This is a genomic window from Agrobacterium sp. 33MFTa1.1 (assembly GCF_004328495.1).
Classification (GTDB): Bacteria; Pseudomonadota; Alphaproteobacteria; order Rhizobiales; family Rhizobiaceae; genus Agrobacterium; species Agrobacterium pusense.
This window is the reverse complement of record NZ_CP036359.1, coordinates 557,611-582,979: the sequence shown is the minus strand read 5'-3', so window position 1 is coordinate 582,979 and position 25,369 is coordinate 557,611. Positions and strand designations below refer to the sequence as shown.

At 58.4% G+C, this 25,369-nt stretch carries 20 protein-coding genes and 1 tRNA gene; 5 read left to right on the top strand and 16 right to left on the bottom strand.

Annotated features, from left to right (window positions below; genetic code table 11):
* Positions 1 to 18: 18 nt before the first annotated feature.
* The 3 genes from EYD00_RS16490 to EYD00_RS16480 all read right to left on the bottom strand — a co-directional run bounded on the left by EYD00_RS16490 (position 19) and on the right by EYD00_RS16480 (position 3,934).
* A complete protein-coding gene (locus tag EYD00_RS16490) occupies positions 19 to 696 on the bottom strand; it encodes a hypothetical protein (protein WP_034497151.1) in 678 nt (225 codons plus the stop codon).
* Positions 689 to 2,947: a polysaccharide biosynthesis tyrosine autokinase gene (locus EYD00_RS16485; protein ID WP_034497149.1), complete on the bottom strand. Its 2,259-nt coding sequence runs from the start codon at positions 2,945 to 2,947 to the stop codon at positions 689 to 691. Before EYD00_RS16485 ends, EYD00_RS16490 begins: the two co-directional genes overlap by 8 nt.
* Before the next feature lie 129 nt (positions 2,948 to 3,076).
* A complete protein-coding gene (locus EYD00_RS16480) occupies positions 3,077 to 3,934 on the bottom strand; it encodes a hypothetical protein (protein WP_034497146.1) in 858 nt (285 codons plus the stop codon).
* Positions 3,935 to 4,363: 429 nt separating this feature from the next.
* Here EYD00_RS16480 and EYD00_RS16475 point away from each other — a divergent pair, with 429 nt between their 5' ends.
* Complete coding sequence (locus EYD00_RS16475) at positions 4,364 to 5,416, top strand: acyltransferase family protein (RefSeq protein ID WP_034497143.1); 1,053 nt, start codon at positions 4,364 to 4,366, stop codon at positions 5,414 to 5,416.
* A gap of 110 nt (positions 5,417 to 5,526) precedes the next feature.
* Here the strand turns inward: EYD00_RS16475 and EYD00_RS16470 are convergent, their stop codons facing one another.
* Both EYD00_RS16470 and EYD00_RS16465 read right to left on the bottom strand, forming a co-directional pair.
* Positions 5,527 to 6,855: a hypothetical protein gene (locus tag EYD00_RS16470; protein ID WP_034497141.1), complete on the bottom strand. Its 1,329-nt coding sequence runs from the start codon at positions 6,853 to 6,855 to the stop codon at positions 5,527 to 5,529.
* A gap of 45 nt (positions 6,856 to 6,900) precedes the next feature.
* A complete protein-coding gene (locus EYD00_RS16465) occupies positions 6,901 to 7,974 on the bottom strand; it encodes an acyltransferase family protein (protein WP_034497139.1) in 1,074 nt (357 codons plus the stop codon).
* Between the two features lie 364 nt (positions 7,975 to 8,338).
* Between EYD00_RS16465 and EYD00_RS16460 the strand changes: the two genes are divergently transcribed.
* Together EYD00_RS16460 and EYD00_RS16455 are read left to right on the top strand one after the other, a co-directional pair.
* On the top strand, positions 8,339 to 9,562 hold the full coding sequence (locus tag EYD00_RS16460; RefSeq protein ID WP_034497137.1) for a glycosyltransferase family 4 protein: 1,224 nt from the start codon (positions 8,339 to 8,341) through the stop codon (positions 9,560 to 9,562).
* A 73-nt stretch (positions 9,563 to 9,635) separates the two neighbouring features.
* The gene (locus tag EYD00_RS16455) at positions 9,636 to 11,108 is read left to right on the top strand and encodes a lipopolysaccharide biosynthesis protein (RefSeq protein ID WP_003585600.1); all 1,473 of its coding nucleotides are present in this window, start codon (positions 9,636 to 9,638) and stop codon (positions 11,106 to 11,108) included.
* A 37-nt stretch (positions 11,109 to 11,145) separates the two neighbouring features.
* Here the strand turns inward: EYD00_RS16455 and EYD00_RS16450 are convergent, their stop codons facing one another.
* The 4 genes from EYD00_RS16450 to EYD00_RS16435 form a co-directional block, all read right to left on the bottom strand.
* Positions 11,146 to 12,108, bottom strand: coding sequence for a glycosyltransferase family 2 protein (locus EYD00_RS16450; RefSeq protein ID WP_051674173.1), 963 nt, complete (start codon positions 12,106 to 12,108; stop codon positions 11,146 to 11,148).
* A gap of 325 nt (positions 12,109 to 12,433) precedes the next feature.
* Complete coding sequence (locus tag EYD00_RS16445) at positions 12,434 to 13,225, bottom strand: metallophosphoesterase family protein (RefSeq protein ID WP_034497135.1); 792 nt, start codon at positions 13,223 to 13,225, stop codon at positions 12,434 to 12,436.
* Positions 13,226 to 13,434: 209 nt separating this feature from the next.
* Positions 13,435 to 14,040 carry a transglutaminase-like cysteine peptidase gene (locus EYD00_RS16440; protein WP_006698509.1) on the bottom strand — a complete coding sequence of 202 codons (606 nt, stop codon included), beginning with the start codon at positions 14,038 to 14,040 and terminating at the stop codon, positions 13,435 to 13,437.
* Between the two features lie 120 nt (positions 14,041 to 14,160).
* Positions 14,161 to 14,460 carry a hypothetical protein gene (locus tag EYD00_RS16435; protein ID WP_022562964.1) on the bottom strand — a complete coding sequence of 100 codons (300 nt, stop codon included), beginning with the start codon at positions 14,458 to 14,460 and terminating at the stop codon, positions 14,161 to 14,163.
* Between the two features lie 312 nt (positions 14,461 to 14,772).
* Between EYD00_RS16435 and EYD00_RS16430 the strand changes: the two genes are divergently transcribed.
* Complete coding sequence (locus EYD00_RS16430) at positions 14,773 to 15,330, top strand: HNH endonuclease (RefSeq protein WP_003585610.1); 558 nt, start codon at positions 14,773 to 14,775, stop codon at positions 15,328 to 15,330.
* 29 nt (positions 15,331 to 15,359) lie between these two features.
* Here the strand turns inward: EYD00_RS16430 and EYD00_RS16425 are convergent, their stop codons facing one another.
* Positions 15,360 to 15,875, bottom strand: a complete 516-nt coding sequence (locus EYD00_RS16425; protein ID WP_003585612.1) for a disulfide bond formation protein B — start codon at positions 15,873 to 15,875, stop codon at positions 15,360 to 15,362.
* Positions 15,876 to 16,139: 264 nt separating this feature from the next.
* Positions 16,140 to 16,224: transfer RNA gene (locus tag EYD00_RS16420), tRNA-Leu, on the bottom strand.
* A 572-nt stretch (positions 16,225 to 16,796) separates the two neighbouring features.
* On the opposite strand from EYD00_RS16420, the gene uppQ reads away from it, so the two are divergent.
* Positions 16,797 to 17,456 carry a polysaccharide biosynthesis GNAT family N-acetyltransferase UppQ gene (gene uppQ, locus EYD00_RS16410; protein ID WP_034497129.1) on the top strand — a complete coding sequence of 220 codons (660 nt, stop codon included), beginning with the start codon at positions 16,797 to 16,799 and terminating at the stop codon, positions 17,454 to 17,456.
* Between the two features lie 46 nt (positions 17,457 to 17,502).
* On the opposite strand, the gene EYD00_RS16405 is transcribed toward uppQ, so the two are convergent.
* From EYD00_RS16405 to secA, 5 genes are all read right to left on the bottom strand, one after another.
* Entirely contained in the window at positions 17,503 to 18,774 is a 1,272-nt protein-coding gene (locus tag EYD00_RS16405) for a GNAT family N-acetyltransferase (protein WP_003585618.1), read from the bottom strand.
* A gap of 8 nt (positions 18,775 to 18,782) precedes the next feature.
* A complete protein-coding gene (gene uppV / locus EYD00_RS16400; protein WP_034497126.1) occupies positions 18,783 to 20,198 on the bottom strand; it encodes a Wzx-type polysaccharide biosynthesis protein UppV in 1,416 nt (471 codons plus the stop codon).
* Between the two features lie 57 nt (positions 20,199 to 20,255).
* Positions 20,256 to 21,458, bottom strand: coding sequence for an acyltransferase family protein (locus EYD00_RS16395; RefSeq protein ID WP_081859429.1), 1,203 nt, complete (start codon positions 21,456 to 21,458; stop codon positions 20,256 to 20,258).
* A gap of 81 nt (positions 21,459 to 21,539) precedes the next feature.
* A complete protein-coding gene (locus EYD00_RS16390; protein WP_003585624.1) occupies positions 21,540 to 22,433 on the bottom strand; it encodes a DMT family transporter in 894 nt (297 codons plus the stop codon).
* Positions 22,434 to 22,568: 135 nt separating this feature from the next.
* Positions 22,569 to 25,286: a preprotein translocase subunit SecA gene (gene secA / locus EYD00_RS16385; protein WP_022562957.1), complete on the bottom strand. Its 2,718-nt coding sequence runs from the start codon at positions 25,284 to 25,286 to the stop codon at positions 22,569 to 22,571.
* Between the last annotated feature and the right edge of the window lie 83 nt (positions 25,287 to 25,369).

Below are 25,369 nucleotides of genomic sequence, written 5' to 3'. Positions count from 1 at the left end.
TTGGCGCTTCCGTGTATCTCAGGGCCGTGGTTTGGCGCTTTGCATGCCGGTCCGAAGCTCCTGGGAGCAGACATGCCGCAACGACCATCGCAATATTTCGCCCTGCCTGCCGCAGACGATCGCGGTGTCGGCTTCACGGGCCGCCTCAGCCTGCGGTAGGGCGCCTTTGGTAAATTGTTGCCAGATGACGAAGCGCCCGCGGATCAGATTGGCATCGGCGGGGCCATAAAGCTGGGAGAAATTCGTCAGCACGGCGATTTCCATGGCAGAGGCGTTGCGCAACGAGCGAACCATGGCGAGGCGCAGCCAGACATCGCCATTGGCGGGAAGACACGACAGGGCGTGGCGCATATAGGTTTCGGCAAAACCGAGGCGCATGGCATCCGCTTCTGGCGATGCATCCCCGGCATGGGCGTCGATATCGGCAAGCACGAGCCGCATCCCAGCCTTGATGATATCCGAACGGCAGATTTTTTCGGCAATGACGGGCTGCAGACCCTCGACGGTTTTCGTTAGCAGATCGGGAGAGAGACCATTGTCCTCGTCGGCAATGCGCGCCAAAGCGATGATATCGGAAAACCGTCGTGTTTCGGAAAAAGCCTGGGCCGCGAGCAACAACACAAATAGCGAAACGATCAATACCGGCGTGACCGTCAGGACCCTGCGCAGGCTCGGCACGCCAGCGGTCCTAGTCATGATAATATCGCGTGTAGCGGGAATGATAATATTCGCTTGAACCGTAAGCCCGGTAAAGCTTGAGCTTCTCCGTGTCGACCTTGTTGAGAATGACACCCAGACATTTCTTGCGGATTTGAACTTCGTTTTCGATGGTGTTGCGAACCGCCCGCCGTGCGGTTTTGCCCCATTCCGTGACGAAAACGAAGCCGTCGATCCGGCCGGCCATCGCCCGCGCATCAACAACGGGGCCAAGTGGCGGCAGATCGACGATGATGTAATCGAAGGCCCCGCTTGCCTCGGCCAGCAGGCGGTGCATCTGCGCGGAAGTCAGGAGTTCCGAGGAGTGCGGGACACGCTGCTTGACGACCGTGGGCAGGAAAGCAAGCCGAGTCTTTTCATCATGCACAAGCGCATCGCGGATGGAGCGACCTTCCAGCAGCACTTCAAGCAGGCCTGCTGTCGCGTGGCGGGCAAGGGCGCGGGTGGCGCCCGGGTTGCGAATATCCGCATCGAGCAGCAGCACCCTTGCGCCCTGTGCGGCCAGAAGCTGCGCGAGATTGATGGAAATCGTCGATTTTCCCTCACTCGGCAGGGCGGAGACGACGCCGACGACCCTGGCGCCGTTTTTTGCCGCTATGCCGAGATCGATCGCCAGCCGCGTGCTGCGCAGTGTTTCGGCGAAGGAGGAGAGCGGGTGGTCTACGGCATAACGGGCAACGCCGGAGGGGCGCGTGACGGTTGGGCCGCCATCTTGCCCTCTCGGTTCCGTGTCTGCGGCCAGCTTGTTCGGCACAAGCGGTGTATTGCCCAGAAATTCCAGGCCAAGCACGTCGCGGACCTGCTCCCCCGTGCGAAAAAAGCGATCGCGGAATTCGCGGAACATGGCGACGCCGCCGCCCGCGGCCGCACCCATGATCATGAACAGCGCCAGAATGAGCGCCTTGTTCGGCTTGCTCGGCGTTCTCGGCGGTACGGCCTTGGAGATTACGCGCGCTTCCGTCACCGGGAAGGACTGCTGCTGCATGGCCTCCTGATAACGCTGCAGGAATGTCTGATACATGTTCTTGTAGGTTTCCGCCTCGCGCTGCAATTCGCGAAGCTGAACCTGCGTCTCGCCGGCGGAGTTGCTGATATTGGTGGCCTTGGCGACCGTTTCGGCCAGGGATTTCTCCCTTGCTTCGGAAACTTCCAGATCGCTCTTATAACTTTGCGCGATACGGCTGATTTCCTGGAACATCAGCCTGCGATATTCCTGCATCTCGTTGCGCAGACGCACCGCCTGCACATGGTTGGCGCCCAGCCGACCGGTGATCTCGGCTTCGACCTTCGAGGATTCGAGATATTTCTTCCGCAGGTCGTTTGCGACGGAACTGTCGAGAATATCCGTCACGACCGCATCGACATCGTCGGTAGCGAGGATGTGTTCGATACGTTGCACTCTTGCCCGCGCCCTGGCGGTTTCCGATTGCGCCAGGATAAGCGCGCTGTTCGACTCCGCCAGCTGCTGGTCGGAAAGCAGCCCGTTATTGCCGGTCGAGATCAGGTTATGCTCAGCACGGAATTTCTGGACGGCGAGGTCGGTGTCGAGCGCCCTCTGGCGCAGTTCGGCAATGCGATCGGACAGCCAGTCGCTCGCCCGCCTCGTTGCCTCATATTTGGAATTCAGCTTGTCCACCAGATAGGCTGCGGCGACCGCGTTGACGATCTGCGCTGCAAGGACCGGCGACGTCGAATTATAGGTGAGTTCCAGCGCATAGGTCCGGCCGATACGCTTGACGCTGAGACCCTGCAGCAACCGGTCCGAAAGACCCCTTTTCAGGGTTCCGTCATCCACTACCGCCTCTTTTGTCGCTGGCGCGAACCATTGCGATACGTTGACAAGTGAGCGGATGGTGCCCAGCACGGAGCTTAGGAACGAGGCGCGTGTCGCCCTGAATTCCTGGTTTTCCGTCAGGTTGAGGCTGTCGACCACGGCGAGGCCGATGGTTTCCGATTGCAGCACCTCGACCTGGCTGAGAATGGACGCCTCGTCCTCGATCACGCCCCCGATCGTCGAAAGCTGTTCGACAACCTGGCTGTTGTTGCGGTCTATCAAAAGGGTTGCAGTAGCCGAATAGATCGGAACGGCTGTGGCTGCGAAAGCAAGGCCGATTGCCCCGGCAACGGCGACGGCCGCCAGCACGATACGCCACTGACGGCGAACCGTCGCAAGTGCGGCGTCTATATCGATAAAGTCAGCCGTAAAGCCGTTTTTATCGAAATCGGCCATCGTCAGTGGATCGTGCCTTTGCAACAACTGTCAGCCTCGCTTTTTTAGGCAGGCACAGGGCCTGCCAAAGTCCCGGTTGCATCACGTTTCGGGCGGCGCTCCCGTAGGGATCGGGAAGGCCGGGCTTTGTTAAACGGGGCTGGTGCTGACCGGCGTACTGGTGCTGCCGGTGGAAAGCGATCTGCCACGGCCGGCAGGCGCGCCTGTTCCACCGGACTGCGCGGTACCCGCCCCGGTCTGGCCGCCCGCCGAACCACCGACGCTGTTGCCGCTCGCAGGCGTGGAGCCTGCGCCGCCGATCGGCGAGGCGGCTGCTGCGGCCGCGGGTGCTGCTGCCGCCGCCGGGCCGGCCGCGGTTCCTTCAATGTTTTCGCTGAAGGCGATCAGCAGATCGGAAGGCACGCCCGCGCCCTTCGTCTGCAGCTGAATGGCGGCCGCAAGGATCGTGTTGTTGTTCTGCATCGCCGCGGAATAGGCAAGCGCCAGACCTTCGCCCACCACTTCCGAGAAATCCTTGTTGCCGACCTTCTGTGCCAATGCGACGACGGCGGGCAACTGGCTGGAGTCGCTCAGTACAAGTGCGGAAATCTGCTCGGAAAACTGCGCGGCACTGGTGGAGACGGCGATGATCGGAAATCCGCCCGTCACCTTCGCCGCCAGCTCGGCCGTGGCGGCATCGGTGCTGGAAGCGACGGCGATCAGGTCCCTGACCGTTGGCGACGTCGGAGACTGCTTGAACGCTTCAGCGGCGGCAAGGGGAACCATGTCCGGACTGGTCGTGTTCACCCGCCCCAGAAAGGCGGCGGTGCTTTCATCGGGGGATTTGACCGGTGCGCCTGTCGCCACGCTCTGGGCGGGCGCGGCCTGCTGCTGCGGCGCGCCTGGCGCAGGTTCGACATTCTGTGCGTGGGCTGAGGCGGAAACTATAACCGTGCCGATAATCAATATCGCACCGGTGAGCGCCGAGCCATTAAGAAGGCGAGACATCACAACTCTCCAAATTTTTAAAATACGACTTTAATTACGCGCAATGCCGATATGGTTATTCAGCACTTAAAATGTTCTTCTTAGATCGCATAGGCTAGGCGGCGGATCAAGTGCTAAAACAACTACGCAACCGCAACTTCTTAAGTATCCTTAACCGGCGACAGCTGCCCAAGGCTTGATACGGCGTTGGTCGGCGAGCGATGAAAGTCACGAAGTTCTTCTCCTCGGTCCTGAGGAATTGACAGGCATATGGAATTGTTTGATTTTAGCTGATGTTTGAATAAAGGGAGATATTTTGTCTTCCCGTCTTGCTCATTTACTTTTCGCACTGCGTGGCAAAATTATAATTTCTCCGGTTTTTCGAGTTAAGTACCTGTTATATAAATAGAATCTTTTGATTAATCCCAAATTCATACGGATATTGATTTGATGATCATCAATCTTCAGGTTTTACGCGCGGTTGCTGCGTTCATGGTCTTTTTCCATCATTTCATGCCCGTTATAGACCGGGTTTTCCCGGGTGTCAGACGATACGAGGCCGGTGCTTCCGGCGTCGACATATTCTTCGTTCTGAGCGGATTCATAATGGTCGTCACAACTCACAACAAAGATGGCGATCCCTTGAAATTCCTGGTGAACAGAATTGTCAGGGTCGTTCCGATTTACTGGATAATGACATTCATAATCGTCTTTATTTTTCTCCTCGGCGCGCGCCCTCTCGGCGTTATGGAGTTGCAGCCGAGCTACGTCTGGAAGTCCCTGTTTTTCATACCATTTGAACGCGGAGGATTTTGGGAGCCGGTCTTGTCTGTCGGGTGGACCCTGAACTACGAAATGTTCTTTTATGTTGTTTTTTCGATTTTGATGGTTTTGGGGAATTTTTATACGAGAATATTGCTTATTATATTCTTGCTTTGTTCATTTGTGCTATCCGGATTACTGTTTTCGTTCGATGGTTACATGCGGTATTACAGCAGCCCGGTGATGCTGGATTTCGCCCTGGGTGCCGCCTTCGGAGCATTTTTCTGCGCAAGGAAAGACAAGCCGCCCTTCCTGGGGCCGAGAGGGGCCTGGTTTCTCATCGTTGCCGGAGCGTCAGTCATCCTCGCGACAAGCTCGGGATTCGAGCTCTATAACAACAGCATTGTGCGGCCTCTGACCTGGGGCGTTGCGGGACTGCTGTTGGTTTCCGGCTGCGTCTTCCTTGAACAGAACGGTTATGTTGCAAGGCATTGGCTGCTGGTCCATCTGGGAAATGCCAGCTATTCCATCTATCTCGTCCACAATCTGGTGATTCAAATTGCGATGAAGGTTGTCGGGGTAACGGGGTTGTCGGGTATCGTGTCGGTGCTCATCACAGGTGTTCTGGCTTTGCTGCTGACGATCGTGTGCGGCTTGGCGTCTTATCGATTCATCGAGGCGCCGATTAATCGAGCCTATCGCAAAAGAGACGGCGTCAGGCGGCTCTCCCTTCAACATTGAGCGGTGAGAGCAACTGCCCGGTCGATCACGCGAAAGATGTCGGCCGCGCCAGTCACCCGCCCGGTGTGGGCGGAGGTTTCAAGCTGCGGCTGGAAATCGTTGGTGAGTGTTCAAAAAACTTCCAGCACCGTCAACTGGTCGCTGACGGCAAGCCGATATTGCCCGCCTTCTTGCGGAATAACGCGCTGGATAACGGAGCCGTCGTCCTGAAACCGGTGGGCAATCACCTGGCTGTGTGCACCGGTAACGATAAAGCTTGCTGCACGTTCGGCCGGCGGGTTTTCGATCTGCGCCGGCCATTGCCAGCCCGATATTGCAAGCCATACCGGCACAAGCAGCGCGCCATCCGGTCGCGACAGCCTCAGGGAAACACTTTCGGAGGCGCTTTCGACGAAGTCGAGCTGGCATTGCGTGGGCGCGGTCTGGCGTCTTGCCGTCAGGAGCGAGAGCAGGGCGTGAACCGCCTCATAGGCTGCGGTGCGGCTCAGATCGTGGCGCAGCAGGCCGAAGGAGGACTCGGGATTGGTGTCATCCCGGGCGAAGCTTGACACCATTTCATAGATATATGTCCGGCGGATACCATTGATGAAGCACCACAGGAGCGTGCGCGGCATGTAGCGCGCCCTTATTCCTTCGGTGACAGGAAAATGAAAGCTCTGGGTCTTCAGGGCGCTATGGTAGCCGATTTCGGTGGCGAGCGTCGGCCTGCCTGCTGCTATGTGCGCGGAAGCGGCAAGAGACTTCGAGAGGGCGCCCGGCCCGGTCGTTTCGGGGTGTTCCATGCCCGCATAGGGATGAATATTGCCATATTGGCAAACCTTCGCGAGATCAAACGCCAGCGCCCTGTTGCTGAGGACATAGCTTGGCGCGGCAAGGGGAAGATCCCGGAGCGCGGGGTTTGCGCGGATGGCGTCGTGCAATGCAGTCTGATGTTGCGCCGAAAGGCGCGGCGCATTTTGCGGATCGGACGTAAGCACGGGTTCGTTGCTGCCTTCGAAAACCTCGATGCCGCCATCGCACCAGTCGTAGAAATCCACGAGCCTGTCCAATGGCGTGCTCAGATAGGGGTTGAGATCGTCAAAACAGATCACGGTGAGGCGCAGGCCTGACGCAACGATCTGGCGCAGCCGCTTAAAGGAGGCGCTTTCCCGGCGGTCTTCGGGAAAGATGATACCTTCGTCGCGTAAATGGCGCACTCCGAGAGCCTTGAGTTCCGGAAGGATGCGGTCGAATTGTTCCGGATAGACGCCACGTGTGCGGGTGAAATGGCCGCACACTCCAACACTGTCCAGAAATGCCTCGGTATTGGCAGAAAAATCGGTTTTGACCTTCGCCGGTGCGGCACGCAGACCACCGGCTGCGGCGAAGGTGAAAGAGGCTGCAGACAGCAATGTACGTCGCGTCATGGAGCGAGCACCGACAGGCCTGTTTTCTTTCATCAAGATCTCCTGCCGTATTCTTGCCGCCTATGTTCCTATCTCAATTTAACGAGCCAAGGTTGCACTTAAATGTCTGCGGGATGCCGAATTGACGACATTCTCTCCCCAAGCGAGCACGGGTGCTAAAACAAAACGATTGGCGGCCAGGCCGCATGTGATGGCCAAGAGGACAGAAATAGCCATAACGATGGATGGGGACAGCGATGTATTGGCTGGCGTAAACCCGATCCTGTCGAGAACCGCATAGACGGACGGATGACACAGAAAAATGGCGTAGCTTGCACCGCCGAGGGGCGCCAGCCGATTGAGGAAAGGCCTCTTCATCGCCGAAACCACAAGGAAAACCGTCATGCCTGTGCCGTAGCTGATGGCGTAGCGATACCAGGTCTCCTCGAAGCCGTAGTCATGCGAATAGGCCAGGAGGCAGATGGGGAGAAGCGTTGCGTAGAAAGTGCCGACCGCAATCCAGGCACAATATCGACTGTCACGGTTGCGCCCGGCATCTGACGCCTTCCACAGCGATGCCAGAAAGCATACACCCACCATCAGCGGCAGGGCAACCGGCATCTTGATGCCGAGCTTGTATCTTACGAGGGACAGAATTGCCGCAAAACCAAAAAGCGCAACTGTTGCAGCCGTCACCACCCGCAAATCGGCTGCTCGTCCCATCAGGAACAGCAGCACGCACAGCGCGTAAAAAGTCAGGTTGATCTGCAGGGTCCAGTAGAGTCCCATGACATTTTCCGTCATGAAAAAGCCCTGCAGCATCGTGGCGTTGATGGCGACGACATGGGCCGGGAATATCTTGCCCGGGTCATCCCAGGGCATCAGCACGCCGAAAAAAAGTGACAGCCAGTAGGCGGGATAAAGATGGAAAAACCGATGCAGGACAAAGGCGGTAAGCGGTTTCCGATACCGCACAGCGGCATTTTGCAGCGATGAGAGAATGAAGTAACCGCCGAGCGCGAACAGCACGATCACGCCGAATTTGCCGACATCGAGAAAAACCTTGGTGACATCGAAAAGGGCCCGGGTCACTCCATCAGTATCGCCACGATTGTGCATCTTCAGGGCCAAATGAGAATAAGCAACGCAAACTGCGGCAAGACCGCGCAACATGTCGAGATTGTAGTTTCTCGGAAGCTTTCCGCTACTTTGAGAAGACATGGGAATCCAAATTTTTTAAAATAAAATAATAATATCAATGGTGCAGCGGCGGGGCTGCATATTGTTAGGTTTTATATTCGAATATAATTAGCAACGGAGATTCTTTTTTGCAATACGGCATGAATTCCGCGGCGCCGCAAAAAATCACTTGAAACGGCGGTGTTTTCGGTGCTCTTTAAGACCGATATTCTGATGTTGATTTTTAAATTGTTACTTCCTTCGGCCTGGTCGCCGCCCTTTCACGACCGTTCCTTTTGGTCGGTTCAGCGGTACCGGTGCGGAAATATAAATTTTAAAGGATATTGAGCGTAGCCCCATGCGAATCCTCCATCTCAGCAGTCTTTACCCGCCGCATATCGTCGGTGGATGCGAACGCTCGGTCGAGCATCTGGCAGAGGAACTGGTTGCCATGGGGCATACGGTGGGTGCCGCCTGCATAGAGCGCCAGGCCGAGCCGAAGTCGGTGCGCAATGGCGTCAGCGTCTACCGCATGTTCCACAACAATGATTTCTGGCTGGAAGACTGGCCGCAATATACGCCGCAGCAAAGGCGGATGCAGAAGATCAGGCAACAGTGGAATTTCAACGTCGAGAAGCAGTTCGAGGCGGTTCTTGACGATTTCAGGCCCGATGTCCTCAACACGCATTCGTTGCTCGATGTTACCACGCTGGTGTGGCGGGCGGCGCATAAGCGCCGCATTCCGATCGTGCATACGATTTGCGAATATGACCTGCTATGCGGCAACGCCGCCATGTTCAAGGGTGGCAAACCGTGCGACCATATTCATCTGGGCTGTCAGGTGGTGAATTTCACAAAGAAATTCACACAGCGTTATATCGGCGCGGTCGCGAGCGTCGGTACGGAAATCCTCAGGACGCATGTCAATCACGGGCTTTTCCATCATATTCCGGAAAGCCTGCGGCGCGTCATATTTTATTCCTGCACGGTCCCGGAAGGCGACCCCGTGGCGCGACGACAGATCGACCGCAGCGGCCAGCCCATGACCTTCGGTTATATAGGCCGCATCAATACGGAGAAAGGCGTCGGCAACATGGTCGATGCTTTCAGGGAAATCGGTCATGGCAACTGGCGCTGTCTGGTGGCGGGCCACGCGATGGACGATTCCATTGAGCGCTTCAAGGCGCAGGCCGGCGATCTGCCGATCGAATTCATCGGCTGGGCGAAACCGAAGGAGTTTTTCGAACAGATCGATGTCCTCATCGTTCCCTCGTTCTGGGCAGAACCCTCACCACGCACGATCTATGAGGCCTATGCGATGGGCGTGCCGGTCATCGGCGCCGCCTCCGGCGGCATTCCGGAACTTATCGGCGAGACCAATCATGACTGGCTGTTCGAACCCGGCAATACTGCCGATCTGGCTGCCCGTATCCGCCGGGTGCTGACACTGTCACGCGAGCAATTGCCGACGGAAGCCGACTTCGGAAATATTGTCGAGGAATCCACTTCGCGTCGGGTCGGCGAGAATTATGTGAAACTCTATGAGGACGTCCTGGCAAAAAGCAGGGCCGCGGCGGCATGACGGGCCGCCGACGGCGCGAGCCTGCTCCCGATGCCGTGGGTGAAGGGTTGAACAGGCCGCACTGGAGCCGGCCATGTTGAAAACGAAGGACGATACCCCCGGCCTTGAGAGGCATTCGGTCACGAGCGCCCTGTGGAGCGCCGTCGGCGGTTACGGCAATGTCTTCCTCTCATTTGCAGTTTTTCTTATCCTCGCGCGTCTGCTGACGCCGGATGAGTTTGGCCTCGTCGCCATCGCCACGGTTTTTGTCGATATCATTCTCGTCATCGCGCGCGGCGGATTGCCGGAGGCGGTGGTGCAGCGGCCTCAACTTGAAGAAGACTATGCGGATACAGCCTTCTGGTTCTCCCTTGGCTGGGGCGCTGCCTTATGCGTTGCGCTGTCCGTGGCGGCACCGTTCCTCGCCGGCCTGTTCGGGCTCGCGGAACTCTGCCCCGTGTTGATGGCGCTTTCTGCGGTGCTCCTGATCATGGGTGCCGGCAGTATCCATGAGGCCCGGCTGCAGCGGGCGTTCGCGTTTCGAAAGCTGGCGATGCGGGCGATTTTTTCCAACATGCTCGCCGGGGCCATTGCCATAGTTCTTGCCCTCCAGGGATGGGGCATATGGGCCATGGTGGCCCAGCGCCTGCTGGCCAGTATCGCAACGACGATCATGAACTGGCTCGCATCAGGCTGGGTGCCGCGCCGCCGTTTCGTCAGGCATTACGCGGCTGACCAATGGAGTTTCGGGTCCAGAATTTTCTCGGCCAGCTTCCTGCTCGCCATGAACCTCAGACTTCAGGAACTGATCGCGGCCATGTTCCTGACGCCGGCTGCCGTGGGTTACATCAGGCTTTCCTGGCGCTGTATCGATCTTGTCAGCCAGTTCGCCGTTATTCCTTTCGGTTCGGTGGCCATGGCGACCTACTCGCAGGCCCATGCACAGAAAGGCTCGGTGGAAGAGGCCTGTCTCGGTTTCATCCGCTTTTCGGGCCTTCTCGCATTTCCCTGTTTTGCCGGCATGGCAGCGGTCGCGCCTATATTCATTCCAGTATTGTTTGGCGAGAACTGGAAACCCGCGGTGCCGGTGCTGCAAATTCTCTGCCTCATTGCCATACCCTTCGTGGTGGAATCCTTCACCTGGGGTGTTCTGGCGGCGATCAAAAGGCCAGGGCTCAATCTCAAAATTTCGGTCCTGCAATTGCTCGCCGGTATCGGACTGAGTTTCCTTGCCGCTCCTTTCGGTCTTTATCCTGTCGCGTGGGCGCATGTCGCGAAAGTGTACGGCGTCTGGCCAGTGGGTGTTTTTTATACCCAGCGTTACGGCGGCGTGGAATTCCAGAAAATCATGAGGGTCATTGCCATCCCGCTCGGTGCATCGATCGTCATGGGAGCGTCCGTATTTGGATTGGAGCAGGTCATCGAGGGTAGATTGCCTCCGATCATCTCTCTCGCATGTCTGGTCGTGGTGGGCGCCTGCATCTACGCGGCGCTGATTTTCGCGGCCATGCCCGCGGTCGCGAAAACCTCGGTCGTAGAGTTGCGCAAAATTCTGTCGCGCCGCTGAAGCGGGGCATTGCAGACTATTTCGCCGTCGTCTCCCATCAGGAAAAGGGCAGCGCCCGCAATTTTTCAGGACCGGGGGAGGCAGGTGGCGGGCGCAGAATATCCCGGAATGCGGCCGGGTGACGGATGGTTTTTAGGGCAAGAGCCAGCAATTGCCTGTTTTTATAGAGCTTTACCATCTCGGCTTTCACCGGTTCCCGGCGTTGCGACAGATTAAGACGCGCCTTTCGCTCAAGAAGGGCGTTGCGCCCGCCGTCCCCCTGCTGCAGCCGCTCGATGAGCATGTCACTCGAGGCGAGTAAGTGCGCATTATTGACGACTGTCTGCGATGTCGAACGCTGACCCGATACTGCGCCGGTGGGCGTGGTGTATAGATAGAGCGCCTCATGAAGAATGGCTGCCCTGCAGCCGGTGAGAATCAATTCGGCATAAAGAAGAAAATCCTCGCCGACGCGAAATGTGTCGTGGTAGCGAAGATTATTCTCCGCAAGCAATTGCTTGCGAAAAACAGGCTTCAGCCATCCCGCGTGGCTGTGTCGGCCGGGGCCATCGTTTTCGCAGAGAGTCCGGATCGTCCATTTCGAAAGCGCGTTCTCCATCGCAAAGGCCGGGCCGACGATGGTATCGGCCCCGAGGTCGTAAAGCAGGAGATTGTCAGCGATCATATCGAGGCCGACACGGTCGGATATTTCCGCCAGCCTTTTCAATCGATCGGGCAGGTAGGCGTCATCGGCATCGAGAAGCGCGATCCATTCTCCCCGTGCATGCTCGATGCCCGCGTTGCGGGATGCGGCCGGGCCGGCATTTTTCGGCTGGCGCAAAACCCGGAAGCGCGGGTCGCGCGCAGCATGGACTTCTGCCATCTCCGCCGTACCGTCGGTGGAAGCGTCGTCGATGATCAGGGCTTCCCAGTCACCGAAGCTCTGTTGGGTGAGGCTGTCTAGTGCGCGTGCCAGGGTTTTTTCGGAGTTGAAGGCCGGAACGAGAATGGAATAACGCATGAAGCCTCTTGCAGTTGGCTGGCCCTGGACCTGAAGCGACGACCGAGCGGGTTACCTGCTGCTGCGGTTTCGCGTGCGAGGCCTGTGGGAAACGCCCACGGAGCTTCATCGGGGATCAGGGAAAGTGTTCCTGTTTGTATCGGCACTGGCGGGGCGTCCTGAATGTTTAAATTATGGCCGGTTTTTCCCGGAAATATGCTGCAGTCATTTTAAGTATCCATCTTTTTTAAAGGCAATTTTCTTCAGGAATAAAGTGAAATTTCTCTCGTCAAAACAATAAACGGATATTCAAACGACATGTTGTATGGCGGTGACAGCGACGGGGTTACACGATAATCGAAAGACCCGATTCCACGATCTTCAGGACGGTCAGCCTGCCGGTTGTGAAAGCACCGGTATCGATGCCTACCCGTTGCGGCCCGGTTTCCGGTTCCGTCACCGGCGTGTGGCCGTGGATGACAAGGAGGTCCAGTCCCGCGCCCTGGGACAGAAAGGGTTCCCTGATCCACAGCATGTCCTCATCGGTCTGCGCTTCGAGCGGCAGACCCGGACGCAGGCCGGCATGCACAAAAATATAGGGCCCGATGCGGGCGTAGATCGGCAGATTGGCCAAAAGCTGGCGGTGAGTCTGGGGAATGGCGCCCAGCAGGGCATCCTTGAAGGGTTGAACCCTCAGGCGGCCCTTTTCAATGAAATAATCAATATCCACACCATAGGACAAAAGCGTCTGGCGACCGCCGAAATCCAGCCAATGCATGTTTTCGTGCGGGTTTTCGAGAAAGTCGCTGAACAGCTGCTCGTGATTGCCGCACAGCGCGATGCGGCGCAGTGGCGCAGGCGGCGGCCGCAGCAGATGCTCGAGAACCCCACAGGAATCGCGTCCGCGATCGACATAATCGCCGAGCAGCACGACAAGGGCGGGAGAGCGGTCGCCGGCCAGATCCGCAATGATTTTTTGTTCTGCCTGCAAAAGCAGGTCGAGACTGCCGTGCACATCGCCGATGGCATAGATCGGAAAGGATGTCAGCCTGTCGCCAAGCTCAACTCTGCGCCGTCTCCGCGCCTCGCGGGGGGCTGGTTGTTTACGACCGCGAATCCAGTTGAGCACCTTGGGCATAGCTGCCGATACTGTCTCCCTTACACGAGGTCAAGAGCGTTGGAAGCAGATGCCACGTCACCCGCCCGAGACAGGTCGTGCCCGGTCAGGATCTCGCTCCCGGCCCCTGCCGGAAGGCTTCGCCAGAAGCGGTTTTTGCGCGGCGGGGCCTCGATCGGCGAGCGGCAGGATACTCTTTTTCGCCTGCAAAGACTATGTCTGCTTCAGACCTAGAGTTTCAGCCAGACACGCGGGTCTTCGTGCGACTGGATCTTGATCCATTTCAGATCCACGGACTTCCACGGTTTGACGACATTGGTGCGATTGTCCAGCACCAAATCCCCTTGGGTGGTGCTGACCACCAAAACCGCGTGGCCGACACCGCTGGGGGTGCGCGCGGTGGCGATGCGCAGGGCGCCGGAAGGCCAGCCGGCACGCAGCAGGCGCTGCCGCTTGCTCACCGCATAGTCATCGCAATCACCGCTTGTCGGGTTCAGCTTCCATTCGTCTTCGCCCTCCAGTTCGCCAACATAGGTTATTGCGGTGTTGATCTCGGAGTTGATGCGCTGAAGCTCCACGCGTTTCTGTTTGGTCAGTTCGATCGTGTCACGATCACCAATGCGCACACATTGGTCGGCGGCATTGTCGCAGAATTTGGCAAAGGCGATCGGCGCGATCGTGGGACGGCTTGTCGTCATGAATTGGCCGGGCCGCGACGCCGCCGGGTTTTTCGCGAGGCCGCCGAGCTGAACGGCCGGTGCCGTCGTCGCCACGCCTGCCGCCACGCCGATGGCAATGGCCAGACTTGCCGCCACACGGGTTGTTTTCTTCGCCATGTTCTTGCCCCTGCACAGTTGTTTTCCTTATGCCCGGGAACATAGCGATGCTTTCTTGCAGGCCATTTAAGTCGATAGATTGCTTTTTAGTGAAATCCCATTTTTCTCGCGGGAATGCCATCAGTTGCAGCGTGTTCGGCCTTCGGCGTCGACGATACATGTCTGCTGCGGTACGCTGGTTCTCCGGTCGCGCCGCGTGTCCGGGGAGACGCGGCCGGCGGGCGGCCTGTCGTAACTGCGGGGCACTTCGAAATTTCGCCCGCCTATCGTTCCCTGCGCACCGCCGCGGCCATCCGGCGCGATCTCGAAATTCTGATATTGCTGGGCAGGTGACGAACCCGCCAGGCAAGCGGCAAAGATCCATGCGCCGCTCGCAAGGGCCGCCCGAAATGCTGCTGTTAGATGCCGATGCGCCGTCATTCCGTTTCCTCCGGGGCGCGCGAATGGTCGTCGCCGGCAGCGCCGTTTTCATCTCGCCGTATCGCTGATCATATCATTGATGCAGCAGCTGTCGTGAGAAGGATTTGACGGTTCCCGCGCATGGAATCACCCGCCGCTGTCTCGTCGTGCGACCGGCTGCTCAATCGGCCTCTGCCTGCCTCACCGGAACATAAAAGGGCCTTTTTCCCGCTGAAAAATTAAGCTCTTCTCCGCTGCATTTATAGGCTTCACAATCCTGTAACAACGGACCTAATATACAAGTGCAGATGCCGAATCGCTCAGGAGAAGCCCTTGACGATTGCAGTTTCACCACAGGCCCTGCCGGCGCTCGTTCTGAACGCAGACTATAGGCCGCTGAGTTATTATCCCTTGTCGTTATGGTCCTGGCAGGACGCGATCAAGGCCGTCTTTCTAGACCGTGTGAACATCATTGCAGAATATGATCATGCGGTGTCGTCACCCAGCTTTTCCATGCGGCTGCCGAGCGTCGTCAGCCTCAAGACCTATGTGCAGCCCACCCGCAACCCCGCTTTCACACGCTTCAACGTCTTCCTACGGGACAAGTTTGAATGCCAGTATTGCGGGACACGCGACGAATTGACCTTCGACCATGTGATTCCCCGCGCGCATGGCGGTGAAACCACCTGGCACAATGTCGTGGCGGCGTGCTCTCCCTGCAACCTCAAAAAAGGCAGCAAGCTTCCCAAACAGGCGGGCATGTTCCCGGCGCAGAAGCCTTTCCAGCCGACGGTTCAGGACCTGCACAATAATGGGCGTCTGTTTCCGCCCAATTATCTGCATGAAAGCTGGATGGACTATCTTTACTGGGATACCGAGCTGCAGCCCTGAGCTTTCAGGACTGCGACGCGGTTTTCCGCTTAGCGGCTTTTACGGCTTGCGCCGAAAAAAGCGACTGCCGCAAGTGCCAGACTTGCGATAACATTCCATCCGGCGAACGACAGGCCTAGGACACGAAGTGCCGCATCATTGCAGGAAGGCGCCTTGATGGCGTTGAGGTTGCCCAACAGGTCGCCGGCATTGGTCGTGATGGAAGGCGCCCCGGTGGCGCAGGTAATCGGCCCCGCCCAGAAACCCCATTCCACACCTGCATGATAGACGCCGAGGCCGGCCCCAATCAGCATGGCCACGCCGATAAGGGCGAGAAGCAGCCGTGTTATTTGAACCGGCAATTTGAAAATGCTGGATGCAATGGCCAAGATGCCAAGCGGAATGGCGTAATAATAGGGATCGCGTTGTAGCAGGCATAGCGCGCAGGGCGTGTAACCGCCAATATGCTGGAAACCGAGGGCTGAGCCGACGGTAAAGATCATTCCCGCCGTGACGCCGAGAGCGGCGAGTGTGCGGCTGTTATCGGCGGATGTCGCATTGGCCATGTAAATTTCCCCAAACTTCGCGAAGAAGCAGATATCCCGAACGGGCTTTCAAAAAGGCGGGCGTGATGGCGAAATTAAGTCGCCGATCTCGATGAATGTTACGGGATTCGTCTAATCCAGTCCTCTGCAACTGGCAAATGAAAGCCTGGTAAGAAACGGAGGCGGATGAGCAAGCTTTCGTGAGGACACCAGCCTCTACGCCACCCATCGAAGCCGCTATGAAAAAAGCATCTGGAGCAGGGAAAAATTGAGATATGTAGGTAATGGTACCCCAAGCCGGGATCGAACCAGCACTCCTTTCGGAACCGCATTTTGAGTGCGGCGCGTCTACCAATTCCGCCATTGGGGCAACGGTGGTAATGTCACGGCGTCTATCACGGGCAAGACCCTGCGTGCAACCCCAAAAGCTGGAAATTTGCGCGTTCGAGCGTGTAACTTCGCGCCTTTCAAATGACAGCTCATCGCTGCCATTCCTTGGAATTTTAAGCGTTTCGCTGTGCCTGAGCACCAGGTAGGGCGTGGACGGACGGGCCGGTCGGTGTCGCCCGCTGGCTGGAGATTCACGATGCGGCTGACCCGGGCCGGTGGCCAAAGCTAGCCGCGTTGCGCAGGCGTCTCGAGGCTGATCCCGCTGTTGTCTATGCGAGTGGCCTGGAACGTGGAGAGCCGGCTAAAGGCAATGGAAGCTGCCGGGGCCATGTTGATCGCAACGCTTGTCGAACGGTTCGGAAACTGACGAGGGCAGCGTGGACGGATTTTACCGCCCACGCTGTCTCGAAATGATACATCCTCGGTTGCGTTTTCATGATAATTTTAGATAGTTCTAATAAATTAGTATGTACGCAATTGCTAATTGAATTTATAATGGCCGGGTGGAGTTTCCACGCGGGGCGGGAGTAGCCAACTCATAGGGAGGAAATTATGAGGGCTTTTTCTCGCAATTTATTATTGTCTGCCTGCCTGATCCTGCCGGTCAATGCCCACGCGCTGGATATAGGGATCGGTGGAGAGAATGGGGTTAATGCGAGCGTGGGTGGTAATGGCAGCGGTGGGCTCGGGGTCGATGCTTCCGTTGGTGGCAGCGGCGGCGTCAACGCCAGTGCCGATGTCGGCGGCAGAAGCGGCGGCGGATTGGGCGCGGATGTCAACGCTTCGGTTGGTGGCAGCAATGGGGTCAATGCGGATGTCAACGCATCCGTCGGCGGTTCCAGCGGGGTCAACGCGGGCGTGAACGCCTCCGTTGGCGGCTCCAACGGCTTCAATGCCAATGTCGGCGCAAATGTCGGCGGATCCAGCGGCCTGGGCGTTGATGTCGGTCTCGGCATTGGCGGTTCAGGTTCCACGGGCAATCCCGGTAATCCGGGCAATCCTGGAAACCCCGGCAGTCCGGGAAATCCGAACAATCCCGGCAAATCGGGGCCGGTAACGCCTGGCGCCATGCGTAACGCCATTCAGGCTTATAACGACATGTCGCGCACCGAGCAGATCAGGCTCGCCCGACGTTGCATCGATATTCTGGGTGGCGGATACGATGCAGCTTTGACGCAATTGTGCAAGATGATCCGGACGGCCTCGCGCTGAAGCTGGACCCGAACAATCCGGAGGATGCCGTTGGCGTCCTCCGGCCTCAGTTGCCCTTGCGACCAAAGGACAGGATTTTCTGCCGCAGGCTGCGGGCGAGGTTACGGGTGTTGCGATACATGTCCACCTGCGTGGAAACCTGTCGAACGTCCCTGTCACTGTTCTGGGTGAGCCCCACGACAAGCGTGCCCATTTCCTGCCGTTCCTGCCAGAAGCGGCTCATGACAGGATGATCGGGCACGGCGCAGCTGTCACTGCGGAGAATATTGGCGTCGTCCAGATGCCAGTCGGTCAGTTTCTGTACCAGGAGCTTGCCGGGCGAAAATTGCGCGTAATTCTCGTCGAAGGCGGTTTTCCACGTATAGGCCTCGCCGGCGGTGATGAAGACGATCATGGAGGCAATGGCGCTTCCGTTGAGATCGATAGTGTGGATACGCACGGCATCGGCTTCGGCCAGGTTGGTGATCGCCTCGCGGGCGAAGGCCGCGCGATACCGGTCGTTGACCAGCGCGGTGCGTTTGCGGCCCTTCCAGCCGCTTGCCTCCAGCGCCAGAAACTCCTCCATGCGGTAGCGTATATCCTTCGGCTGGCGGGCGACAGTGTAGGATAACGCGCCCAACCTCTCGAGCTGTCGCCACTGCCGGCGCATTTCCCGCAAATGATGCGGGGCAAGGGCTTTTTGCAGATAAGCCTGGCCATCAAGCAGGCTTTCCAGCATCGGCCGGTGATAATGACCCGTCGTCGTCACCGGCAGGTTACGGCTGAGCGCGATGGCTCGGAACATGCGGGCAAAAGGCCCCTCCAGCCGCACATCCGGCAGAACCAGAACATTCGGCAGCCGCATGTCCCGGTCGGAAAGGGCGTCGAAAAGGTTATCGAGGGTCTCGGCCGCCCCTTCGGTATCCACCAGCGGCGTCCCGAGCGGCCCGAAAGGATTGGCCCAGACGCGAATAATGGAAGGACCGATGGAAAAACCCGGCTTTTCAACGGTAAAAGGCATCAGAAACCGCATGCGGCTTCGGGCGCCGTTCTCATCGCGAATGAGGGCGAAGCGCACGGTCTTGTCGTCGATACGCGGCATGGCCGGAGCAAGAAGCCGGCCGGTGAAAAAGACGTTTGCCTCCATGACGCGGTTGGAGAGAAAGTCGAGTTCCTCCTGCATGTCGTAACCGAGCTGCCCCGGATAGATGCAGAATTCACGGCCTTCCCGGCCCACACGCCGGCTGCTGTCCGCCACCGGGCGATCACGCTCCGCAGACGCCATGAGCGCCGCGATGCGCGGGTCCTGAAAATCCGGATTCTTTGGATCGCTGGACATGCTTATCGTTACACCGCCTTACCAGTGTTTTGACTCGCCCGGGGGTCGTTGAAGGCAAAAAGGACGATCCCGAGTGTACGGCGTATGGCAACATGCAATAGCACAGCCTCTATGGACATGGCTATCGCCACCGCTGCCGCGGCGCCTGTCAGACCATAGACCGGAATGAGCGCCATGTTGAGTGCAATGTTGCAACCGAAGATGATAATATAAAGCATCACGCACAATTTTTGTTTGCCGGCCATATTCAGCAGCGTCTCTCCGGGGCCGATGAGCGCTTTTGCCAGGAACCCCGCAAACAGGAAGAACATCAGCTCGTAACCCTCTACGAAGCCAGGACCGAACAGCGACAGCAGGAATGGCCCGGCCAGAAGCACCACGCTGCCAACGGCGAGAGACGGCCAGAAGGCCCACCGTGCGGCCTGGCTGGCGAAGCTCGCAAGCCCCGGCCTGTCATTGGCCGAAATCAGCGCCGCGAGACGTGGTGCGGCCGCCGCCTGGACGGAGAAAAACACGAACTGCATCAACACGATGGTTTTCGCCGCGGCGAAATAGATGCCGACCTGATCCGGCGGCAGATAAAGGCCGACGATCACCACATCGGAATTGGTCATCAGAAAACCGATGCCGTCGATCAGAAAGACCGGAAAGGCAAACCTGATCCAGTGACGAAAATGAACCCTTCGGGTGACGCTGCGGAAATGTCGGTTGAGCCGGCGGTTCAGGAAGACGAAGTGAAAAATGGTGGTGACATAAGTTGCGACAAGTGCCGTCAGCATGGCCGTCGTCGCAGTCTTTTCGGCTCCCAGGGCAATGGCCACCAGCATGAACAGGAGGATCAGTACGGGACGTACGATATAGGTGGGGCTAAGGGCGGAGATGGCCCAGCCATTGGCCCGCGCCGTGCCGTTCAACACATCGCCCAGCGCCACCATCGGCAGGGTGAAAAGCGCCAGCGAGACAGGAATGAGATAATAGGCGGCGATGCGCTCGCCAAAGAAATACAGAAAGATGAAACCGCAAAGCGCCAGCGTGCTGGCAGACAGCATGGCGAATACGCGGGCCGTCGAGGTTAGCCCCATGATTTTGTCATGGGCATCTTCCAGACGGTAGCCGGGCAGGAAGCGGATGACGGTGGTGTGGAAGCCGAGACAGGAAAGATTGCCGAACAGGATTACCAGAACCCACACGAAGGCGAAGAGGCCATATTCGAACTCGCCCATCAGGCGGGCAAGGATGATCTGCGATATGAAGGCGATGCCGGCGCTGACGATGCGCACCGCGAAGGCGACGAGCGCCATGCGCTGTGCCCGGGCAACCTCGTCCCTCGCGGAGACAATGAGGGCGATTTTACCGCCCAGCGGCGAAATCTTCGCGCGCAGGCCTGCGGGTAAGGCTTTTTCCGCCGTGCTGAGGATAGCCATGATCCACACGCCATTATTTCCAGTTGAATGGGCAGGCCGATTGTAAGCCCTTCATCCTTAACGAAGCGTTTGGGAGGCGGCTGCGCCTGTCCTGATGTCACTCGCTTCCCGCGGCTTGCGGATGCCGTTGAAGAGAAACAGAGCCAACGGGCTGCGGCGTATCGCCTGATGCAGAGAGTAAGCCGTGATGGTCGTGGCTGCGACGATGATGGTGAATTCAACGAGGGGCGGCAGCGAGATGAGAATAAAGAGCGTACCCAGAGCGTAAATCAGCGGGTGGTGAAACAGATAGATAGTGAAGGACGCATCCGTCATCCGTCTGGCAAACCGGCTCGGCCGGTCGAAATACCGGCAGGCGAGGTCGATCAGCAGGCGGCTCACCGTTACTGCGGCAATTGCCGACACCAGCACGAGCAGGGCTGAATTCGAAAACGGGCTTTGCAGCCTGAGTGTCACTGCCGCCGCAATGGCGGCCGTCGCTACGATTGCCGTGAGAATACCGGTCTGGCGAAAGCGGTGAAAGAGGGTCCGGTCGCGGTGGAGCAGGGCTCCGACAAGGAAGAAGGGCAGGTAGCGCCCATAGGGGTCGGAAGCGCGCTCATAGAGAGAAAGCAGGCTGCTTTCGGTTTCTGCCGCAATCAGGCTGGAACCATATATCGCCAGCTCCCATAAAATGGGCAGGATGCAGAGTGCGGCGAAAAACACCCCGGCATGTCGCCGCCGCAGCCTGTCGAGCCTGTCTACTGCGCGCGCAAAAGGCGGACGTTCCAGAAGATACAAGAGAGCGGCAAGCACCACGGAATAGGCGATGAGAGCGGGCAGGAACCACAGATGCATGATCCATTGTTCACTCGGGCGCAGCAGACCCGGCAGGCTCTCAATCAGTCCTTCGGCTGCAATCTCGCCTTTGGCGATACCGGCCAGTCGCAACAGTAAAAGCTGCAGCGGCCCGAGCAGAACGAGCGTCACGACGAAGGGCACGCCGAGGCGGAGGAAACGTTGTCTGAGCCAAGGCATTTTGCCTTTTTTGCCGATGACCATGGTGGAGAAATACCCGGCGACCAGAAAAAACGCCGGCATTCGGAAGGTGACGAGCCCGGCACCAAGCGCGGTCAGGAGCGTGCTGGTCTCAAAATCCTTGATGTCCCAGGGCAAGGCGTAGCTATAGAGCAGTGAGGCATGATAGGGAATGCCGAGCAGCATCAGAAGCGCTCGCAACGGGTCCCAGTAATGTTCATAATCTGAACTGCTCGGTTGCATTTTCTCCTCGCGTCGCACATGCGATCACGCGTGATCTGCGCTAGCCGACACGACTATTGGTGGAAAACGCTAACAAACCCTTCATGCGCCGGCCGGTGTGGGCGGAGCCTTCTTTTTGGGTAGAAGATCGAGCACCAGCGCGCAGCCGAGGATAATGATGCCCGCGCCGAAGAGCTGAGGCAGCGACAGCGGCTCATCTAGCACGAGGGCGCCGATAAGCACCGCCACAACGGTGACTGCAAACTCCACACTGATGGCCTTTGTCGCGCCGATAACCGAGACGAGGCGGAAATAGGTTATGTAGGTGAGGCCGCTCATGACGATGGCCTGGATGAGCAGGTATAGGTAGTCGATCGGCGCGGGAATGCGGGGAATCGGAACTGCCAGCAGCAGTGGCAGCGTCATGATACCACCGGTCATGAATGAGCCGATGGTAATTTCCCATGAACCCACGCCTTTGAGATACCTGCTGGCATAATTGCTGCCGAAGGCCGCGCAGATGCAGGCGGCGACACAGGCGATGCAGCCGATGACAAAACCGGTCGTGACGGGTACGGCGGGAAAACCCACGAGCAGCACAATGCCGCCGAAGCCCAAAACCAGCCCCACGACACCTTGCCTCGTCAGTCGCTCCAGCCCCCAGACCTGCGAGATGAGCATGGAAAAAAGCGGGATGGTCGCGACCAATATTGCGGCCATGGCGGTCCCGACAAGTGGCGTGCCATAAGAAAGGCCGATCAACTGGCCGGCAACGGTGGTTGCGCCCACAATGGCAAAGGCTTGCCAGCTTGCCGAAAACGCCAGTTTGCGTCGCGCAGTTCTCGCGATCAGGAAAAGAGTGGTGGCGGTCACCAGTGACCGCAACGTCACTGCGCCGATCCAGCCGAACGCATCCACAACCTGTAGAAGCAGGAGGAAGGACGCGCCCCATGCGAGTGCGAGAAAAACATAGGCGGCAAGATCGCGAGGGGCCATGGCAGCATTTTCCGGAGGATGATCCAGCTCCCATATTGGAAACCGATCATGCCCGTCAACAACAATGAATTGCGCAAAGAAAATCGCCCGCAACCTGGGTTACGGGCGATGGTCTTCATCGGATATGCGCGGCGTTCAGGCCTGTTCGTAAACGCCGTGGCAGTGCTTGTATTTCTTGCCGGATCCGCAGGGGCACATTTCATTGCGGCCGATACGGCCCCAGGTGGCGGGGTTGTTCGGATCGCGCTCCTCGGCCGGCACGAAGGCGGCAGGCGTCGCCTGCAAGCCCTGAGCCATTTCATCCTCGCCCGTGTTCGGGTCAAGGTGATGGGCAGTCATTTCCGGCAGTTCCGGCTGCTGCGGCTCCTGCTGAACCAGTTCCACACGCATCAGCTGGGCGGTCACGGCTTCGCGCAGATTGGCGAGCAGCGCCTGGAAGAGTTCGAAGGCTTCCGCCTTGTACTCCTGCAGCGGGTCGCGCTGCGCATAACCGCGGAAACCGACGACGGAGCGGAGATGATCGAGGTTGACGATATGCTCGCGCCACAGATGGTCGATCGTCTGGAGAATGACCGAGCGTTCGACATAGGTCATGATCTCGGGGCCGAAACGTTCCGCACGCTCGGCGGCGTATTTGTCGGCCGCCTCCGTGACGCGCTGGAGAATATCGTCTTCGGCGATGCCTTCTTCCTTGGCCCACTCTTCCACCGGCAGGTCGAGGTTGAGGAACTGGGCGATGCCCGCCTTCAGGCCTGCAATATCCCACTGTTCGGCATAGGCATTTTCGGGAATATGCTTGGTGACGAGCATTTCGATGACTTCGTGACGCATATCGGCTGCGGTTTCGCCGATATTATCGGCTTCCATCAACTCAAGGCGCTGATCGAAGATCACCTTGCGCTGATCGTTCAGCACGTCGTCATATTTCAGAAGGTTCTTGCGGGTCTCGAAGTTGCGGGCTTCGACCTTCTTCTGGGCGCGTTCCAGCGCCTTGTTGATCCACGGATGGACGATGGCCTCGCCTTCCTTGAGACCCAGCTTCTGCAGCATCGAGTCCATACGCTCGGAACCGAAGATGCGCATCAGGTCGTCCTGAAGCGACAGGTAGAATTTCGAGCGGCCCGGGTCGCCCTGACGGCCGGAACGGCCACGCAGCTGGTTGTCGATACGGCGGCTTTCATGGCGTTCGGTGGCGATGACGTAGAGGCCGCCGGCGGCCAGCGCCTTTTCCTTGAGCACCTTGATTTCGGCGCGAATCGCCTGTTCCTTCGCATCGCGCTCCGGACCCGGCTCCATGCCTTCCAGCTCGCGCTCGAGACGCATCTCGACATTGCCGCCAAGCTGGATGTCGGTACCGCGGCCCGCCATGTTGGTGGCGATGGTGACGGCGCCCGGCACACCGGCCTGCGAGACGATATAAGCTTCCTGCTCGTGGTAACGGGCGTTCAGGACCTGGAAGTCGGAGAAACCGGACTGGCGCAGGAGATGTGCCAGAAGCTCGGATTTTTCAATCGACGTCGTGCCCACCAGAACCGGCTGGCCGCGCTCATGCGCTGCCTTGATTTCGGTAATGATCGCCTGGAATTTCTCTTCGCCGGTGCGATAAACCTCGTCGTCTTCGTCGATACGCTGGATCGGCAGGTTGGTCGGCACCTCGATGACATCGAGGCCGTAGATGTTGCCGAATTCTTCCGCTTCCGTCGCTGCCGTACCCGTCATGCCGGCCAGCTTTTCATACATGCGGAAATAATTCTGGAAGGTGACGGAGGACAGCGTCTGGTTTTCCGGCTGGATCTGTACCTTTTCCTTGGCTTCGAGAGCCTGGTGCTGACCTTCGGAATAACGACGGCCGGGCATCATGCGACCGGTAAATTCGTCAATGATGACGATTTCGTCGTTGCGGACGATGTAGTCCTTGTCGCGGGTGAAGAGCTTGTGGGCCTTCAGCGCATTGTTGATGTGGTGGACGATCGCGACGTTCTCGACGTCGTAAAGCGATTCGCCCTTGAGCAGCCCCGCCTGCCGCAGCAGGTTTTCGAGCTTTTCGGTGCCTTCTTCGGAGAAGTTGGCCGAGCGCTGCTTCTCATCGATTTCGTAATCTTCCGGCGTCAAGAGCGGAATGAAGGCGTCGATGGTATTGTAGAGATCGGAACGGTCGTCCAGCGGCCCGGAAATGATGAGCGGCGTGCGCGCCTCATCGACCAGGATCGAGTCGACTTCGTCGACGATTGCGTAGTTGTGGCCGCGCTGAACCATCTGGGCGCGGTCATATTTCATGTTGTCGCGCAGGTAATCGAAGCCGAGCTCGTTATTCGTCGCGTAGGTGATGTCGCAGGCATAGGCCTCGCGGCGCTGGTCGTCGTCAAGGCCATGAACGATGACGCCGGTGGTCAGGCCGAGGAAGCGATAGAGCCGGCTCATCGTGGCGGCGTCGCGCTGGGCGAGGTAGTCGTTGACGGTGACGACGTGCACACCCTTGCCGGCGAGCGCGTTGAGGTACACCGCAAGAGTGGCCACCAGCGTCTTGCCTTCACCCGTTTTCATCTCGGCGATGGCGCCGCCGTGCAGGATCATGCCGCCTGTCAGCTGCACGTCGAAGGGACGCATGCCGAGAACGCGGCGCGATGCTTCGCGGGCCACGGCAAAGGCCGGGATCAGCAGGTCGTCGAGTGTCTTGCCGTCTGCCAGCTGCTGGCGGAACTCGGCGGTCTTGGCCGCCAGCGCTTCGTCGGAGAGCGCCTTGGTGGCTTCTTCCAGCGCATTGATGGCTGCGATCTTGCTTTTATAAGAGCGGACGCGGCGATCATTTGCCGAACCGAACAACTTGCGGGCTATTCCGCCGAGACTGACCATCTTACTGGCCCTTTCTGAAATTCCGTTTTGCCGGGCGCTTTGCTCCGTCACGCTGTTTTCAGCACAAATGACGGACTTCGCCC

Excerpts from the sequence above, each read along its gene's own strand:
- EYD00_RS16480 (WP_034497146.1), bottom strand. The coding sequence starts at position 3,934 with ATGTCTCGCCTTCTTAATGGCTCGGCGCTCACCGGTGCGATATTGATT.
- secA (WP_022562957.1), bottom strand. The coding sequence starts at position 25,286 with ATGGTCAGTCTCGGCGGAATAGCCCGCAAGTTGTTCGGTTCGGCAAAT.
- EYD00_RS16455 (WP_003585600.1), top strand. The coding sequence starts at position 9,636 with ATGTTGAAAACGAAGGACGATACCCCCGGCCTTGAGAGGCATTCGGTC.
- EYD00_RS16440 (WP_006698509.1), bottom strand. The coding sequence starts at position 14,040 with ATGGCGAAGAAAACAACCCGTGTGGCGGCAAGTCTGGCCATTGCCATC.
- EYD00_RS16435 (WP_022562964.1), bottom strand. The coding sequence starts at position 14,460 with ATGACGGCGCATCGGCATCTAACAGCAGCATTTCGGGCGGCCCTTGCG.
- EYD00_RS16485 (WP_034497149.1), bottom strand. The coding sequence starts at position 2,947 with ATGGCCGATTTCGATAAAAACGGCTTTACGGCTGACTTTATCGATATA.
- EYD00_RS16490 (WP_034497151.1), bottom strand. The coding sequence starts at position 696 with ATGACTAGGACCGCTGGCGTGCCGAGCCTGCGCAGGGTCCTGACGGTC.
- uppQ (WP_034497129.1), top strand. The coding sequence starts at position 16,797 with ATGAGGGCTTTTTCTCGCAATTTATTATTGTCTGCCTGCCTGATCCTG.
- EYD00_RS16470 (WP_034497141.1), bottom strand. The coding sequence starts at position 6,855 with ATGAAAGAAAACAGGCCTGTCGGTGCTCGCTCCATGACGCGACGTACA.
- EYD00_RS16405 (WP_003585618.1), bottom strand. The coding sequence starts at position 18,774 with ATGTCCAGCGATCCAAAGAATCCGGATTTTCAGGACCCGCGCATCGCG.
- EYD00_RS16445 (WP_034497135.1), bottom strand. The coding sequence starts at position 13,225 with ATGCCCAAGGTGCTCAACTGGATTCGCGGTCGTAAACAACCAGCCCCC.
- EYD00_RS16475 (WP_034497143.1), top strand. The coding sequence starts at position 4,364 with ATGATCATCAATCTTCAGGTTTTACGCGCGGTTGCTGCGTTCATGGTC.
- EYD00_RS16425 (WP_003585612.1), bottom strand. The coding sequence starts at position 15,875 with ATGGCCAATGCGACATCCGCCGATAACAGCCGCACACTCGCCGCTCTC.
- EYD00_RS16465 (WP_034497139.1), bottom strand. The coding sequence starts at position 7,974 with ATGTTGCGCGGTCTTGCCGCAGTTTGCGTTGCTTATTCTCATTTGGCC.
- EYD00_RS16450 (WP_051674173.1), bottom strand. The coding sequence starts at position 12,108 with ATGCGTTATTCCATTCTCGTTCCGGCCTTCAACTCCGAAAAAACCCTG.
- EYD00_RS16460 (WP_034497137.1), top strand. The coding sequence starts at position 8,339 with ATGCGAATCCTCCATCTCAGCAGTCTTTACCCGCCGCATATCGTCGGT.
- EYD00_RS16390 (WP_003585624.1), bottom strand. The coding sequence starts at position 22,433 with ATGGCCCCTCGCGATCTTGCCGCCTATGTTTTTCTCGCACTCGCATGG.
- uppV (WP_034497126.1), bottom strand. The coding sequence starts at position 20,198 with ATGGCTATCCTCAGCACGGCGGAAAAAGCCTTACCCGCAGGCCTGCGC.
- EYD00_RS16395 (WP_081859429.1), bottom strand. The coding sequence starts at position 21,458 with ATGCAACCGAGCAGTTCAGATTATGAACATTACTGGGACCCGTTGCGA.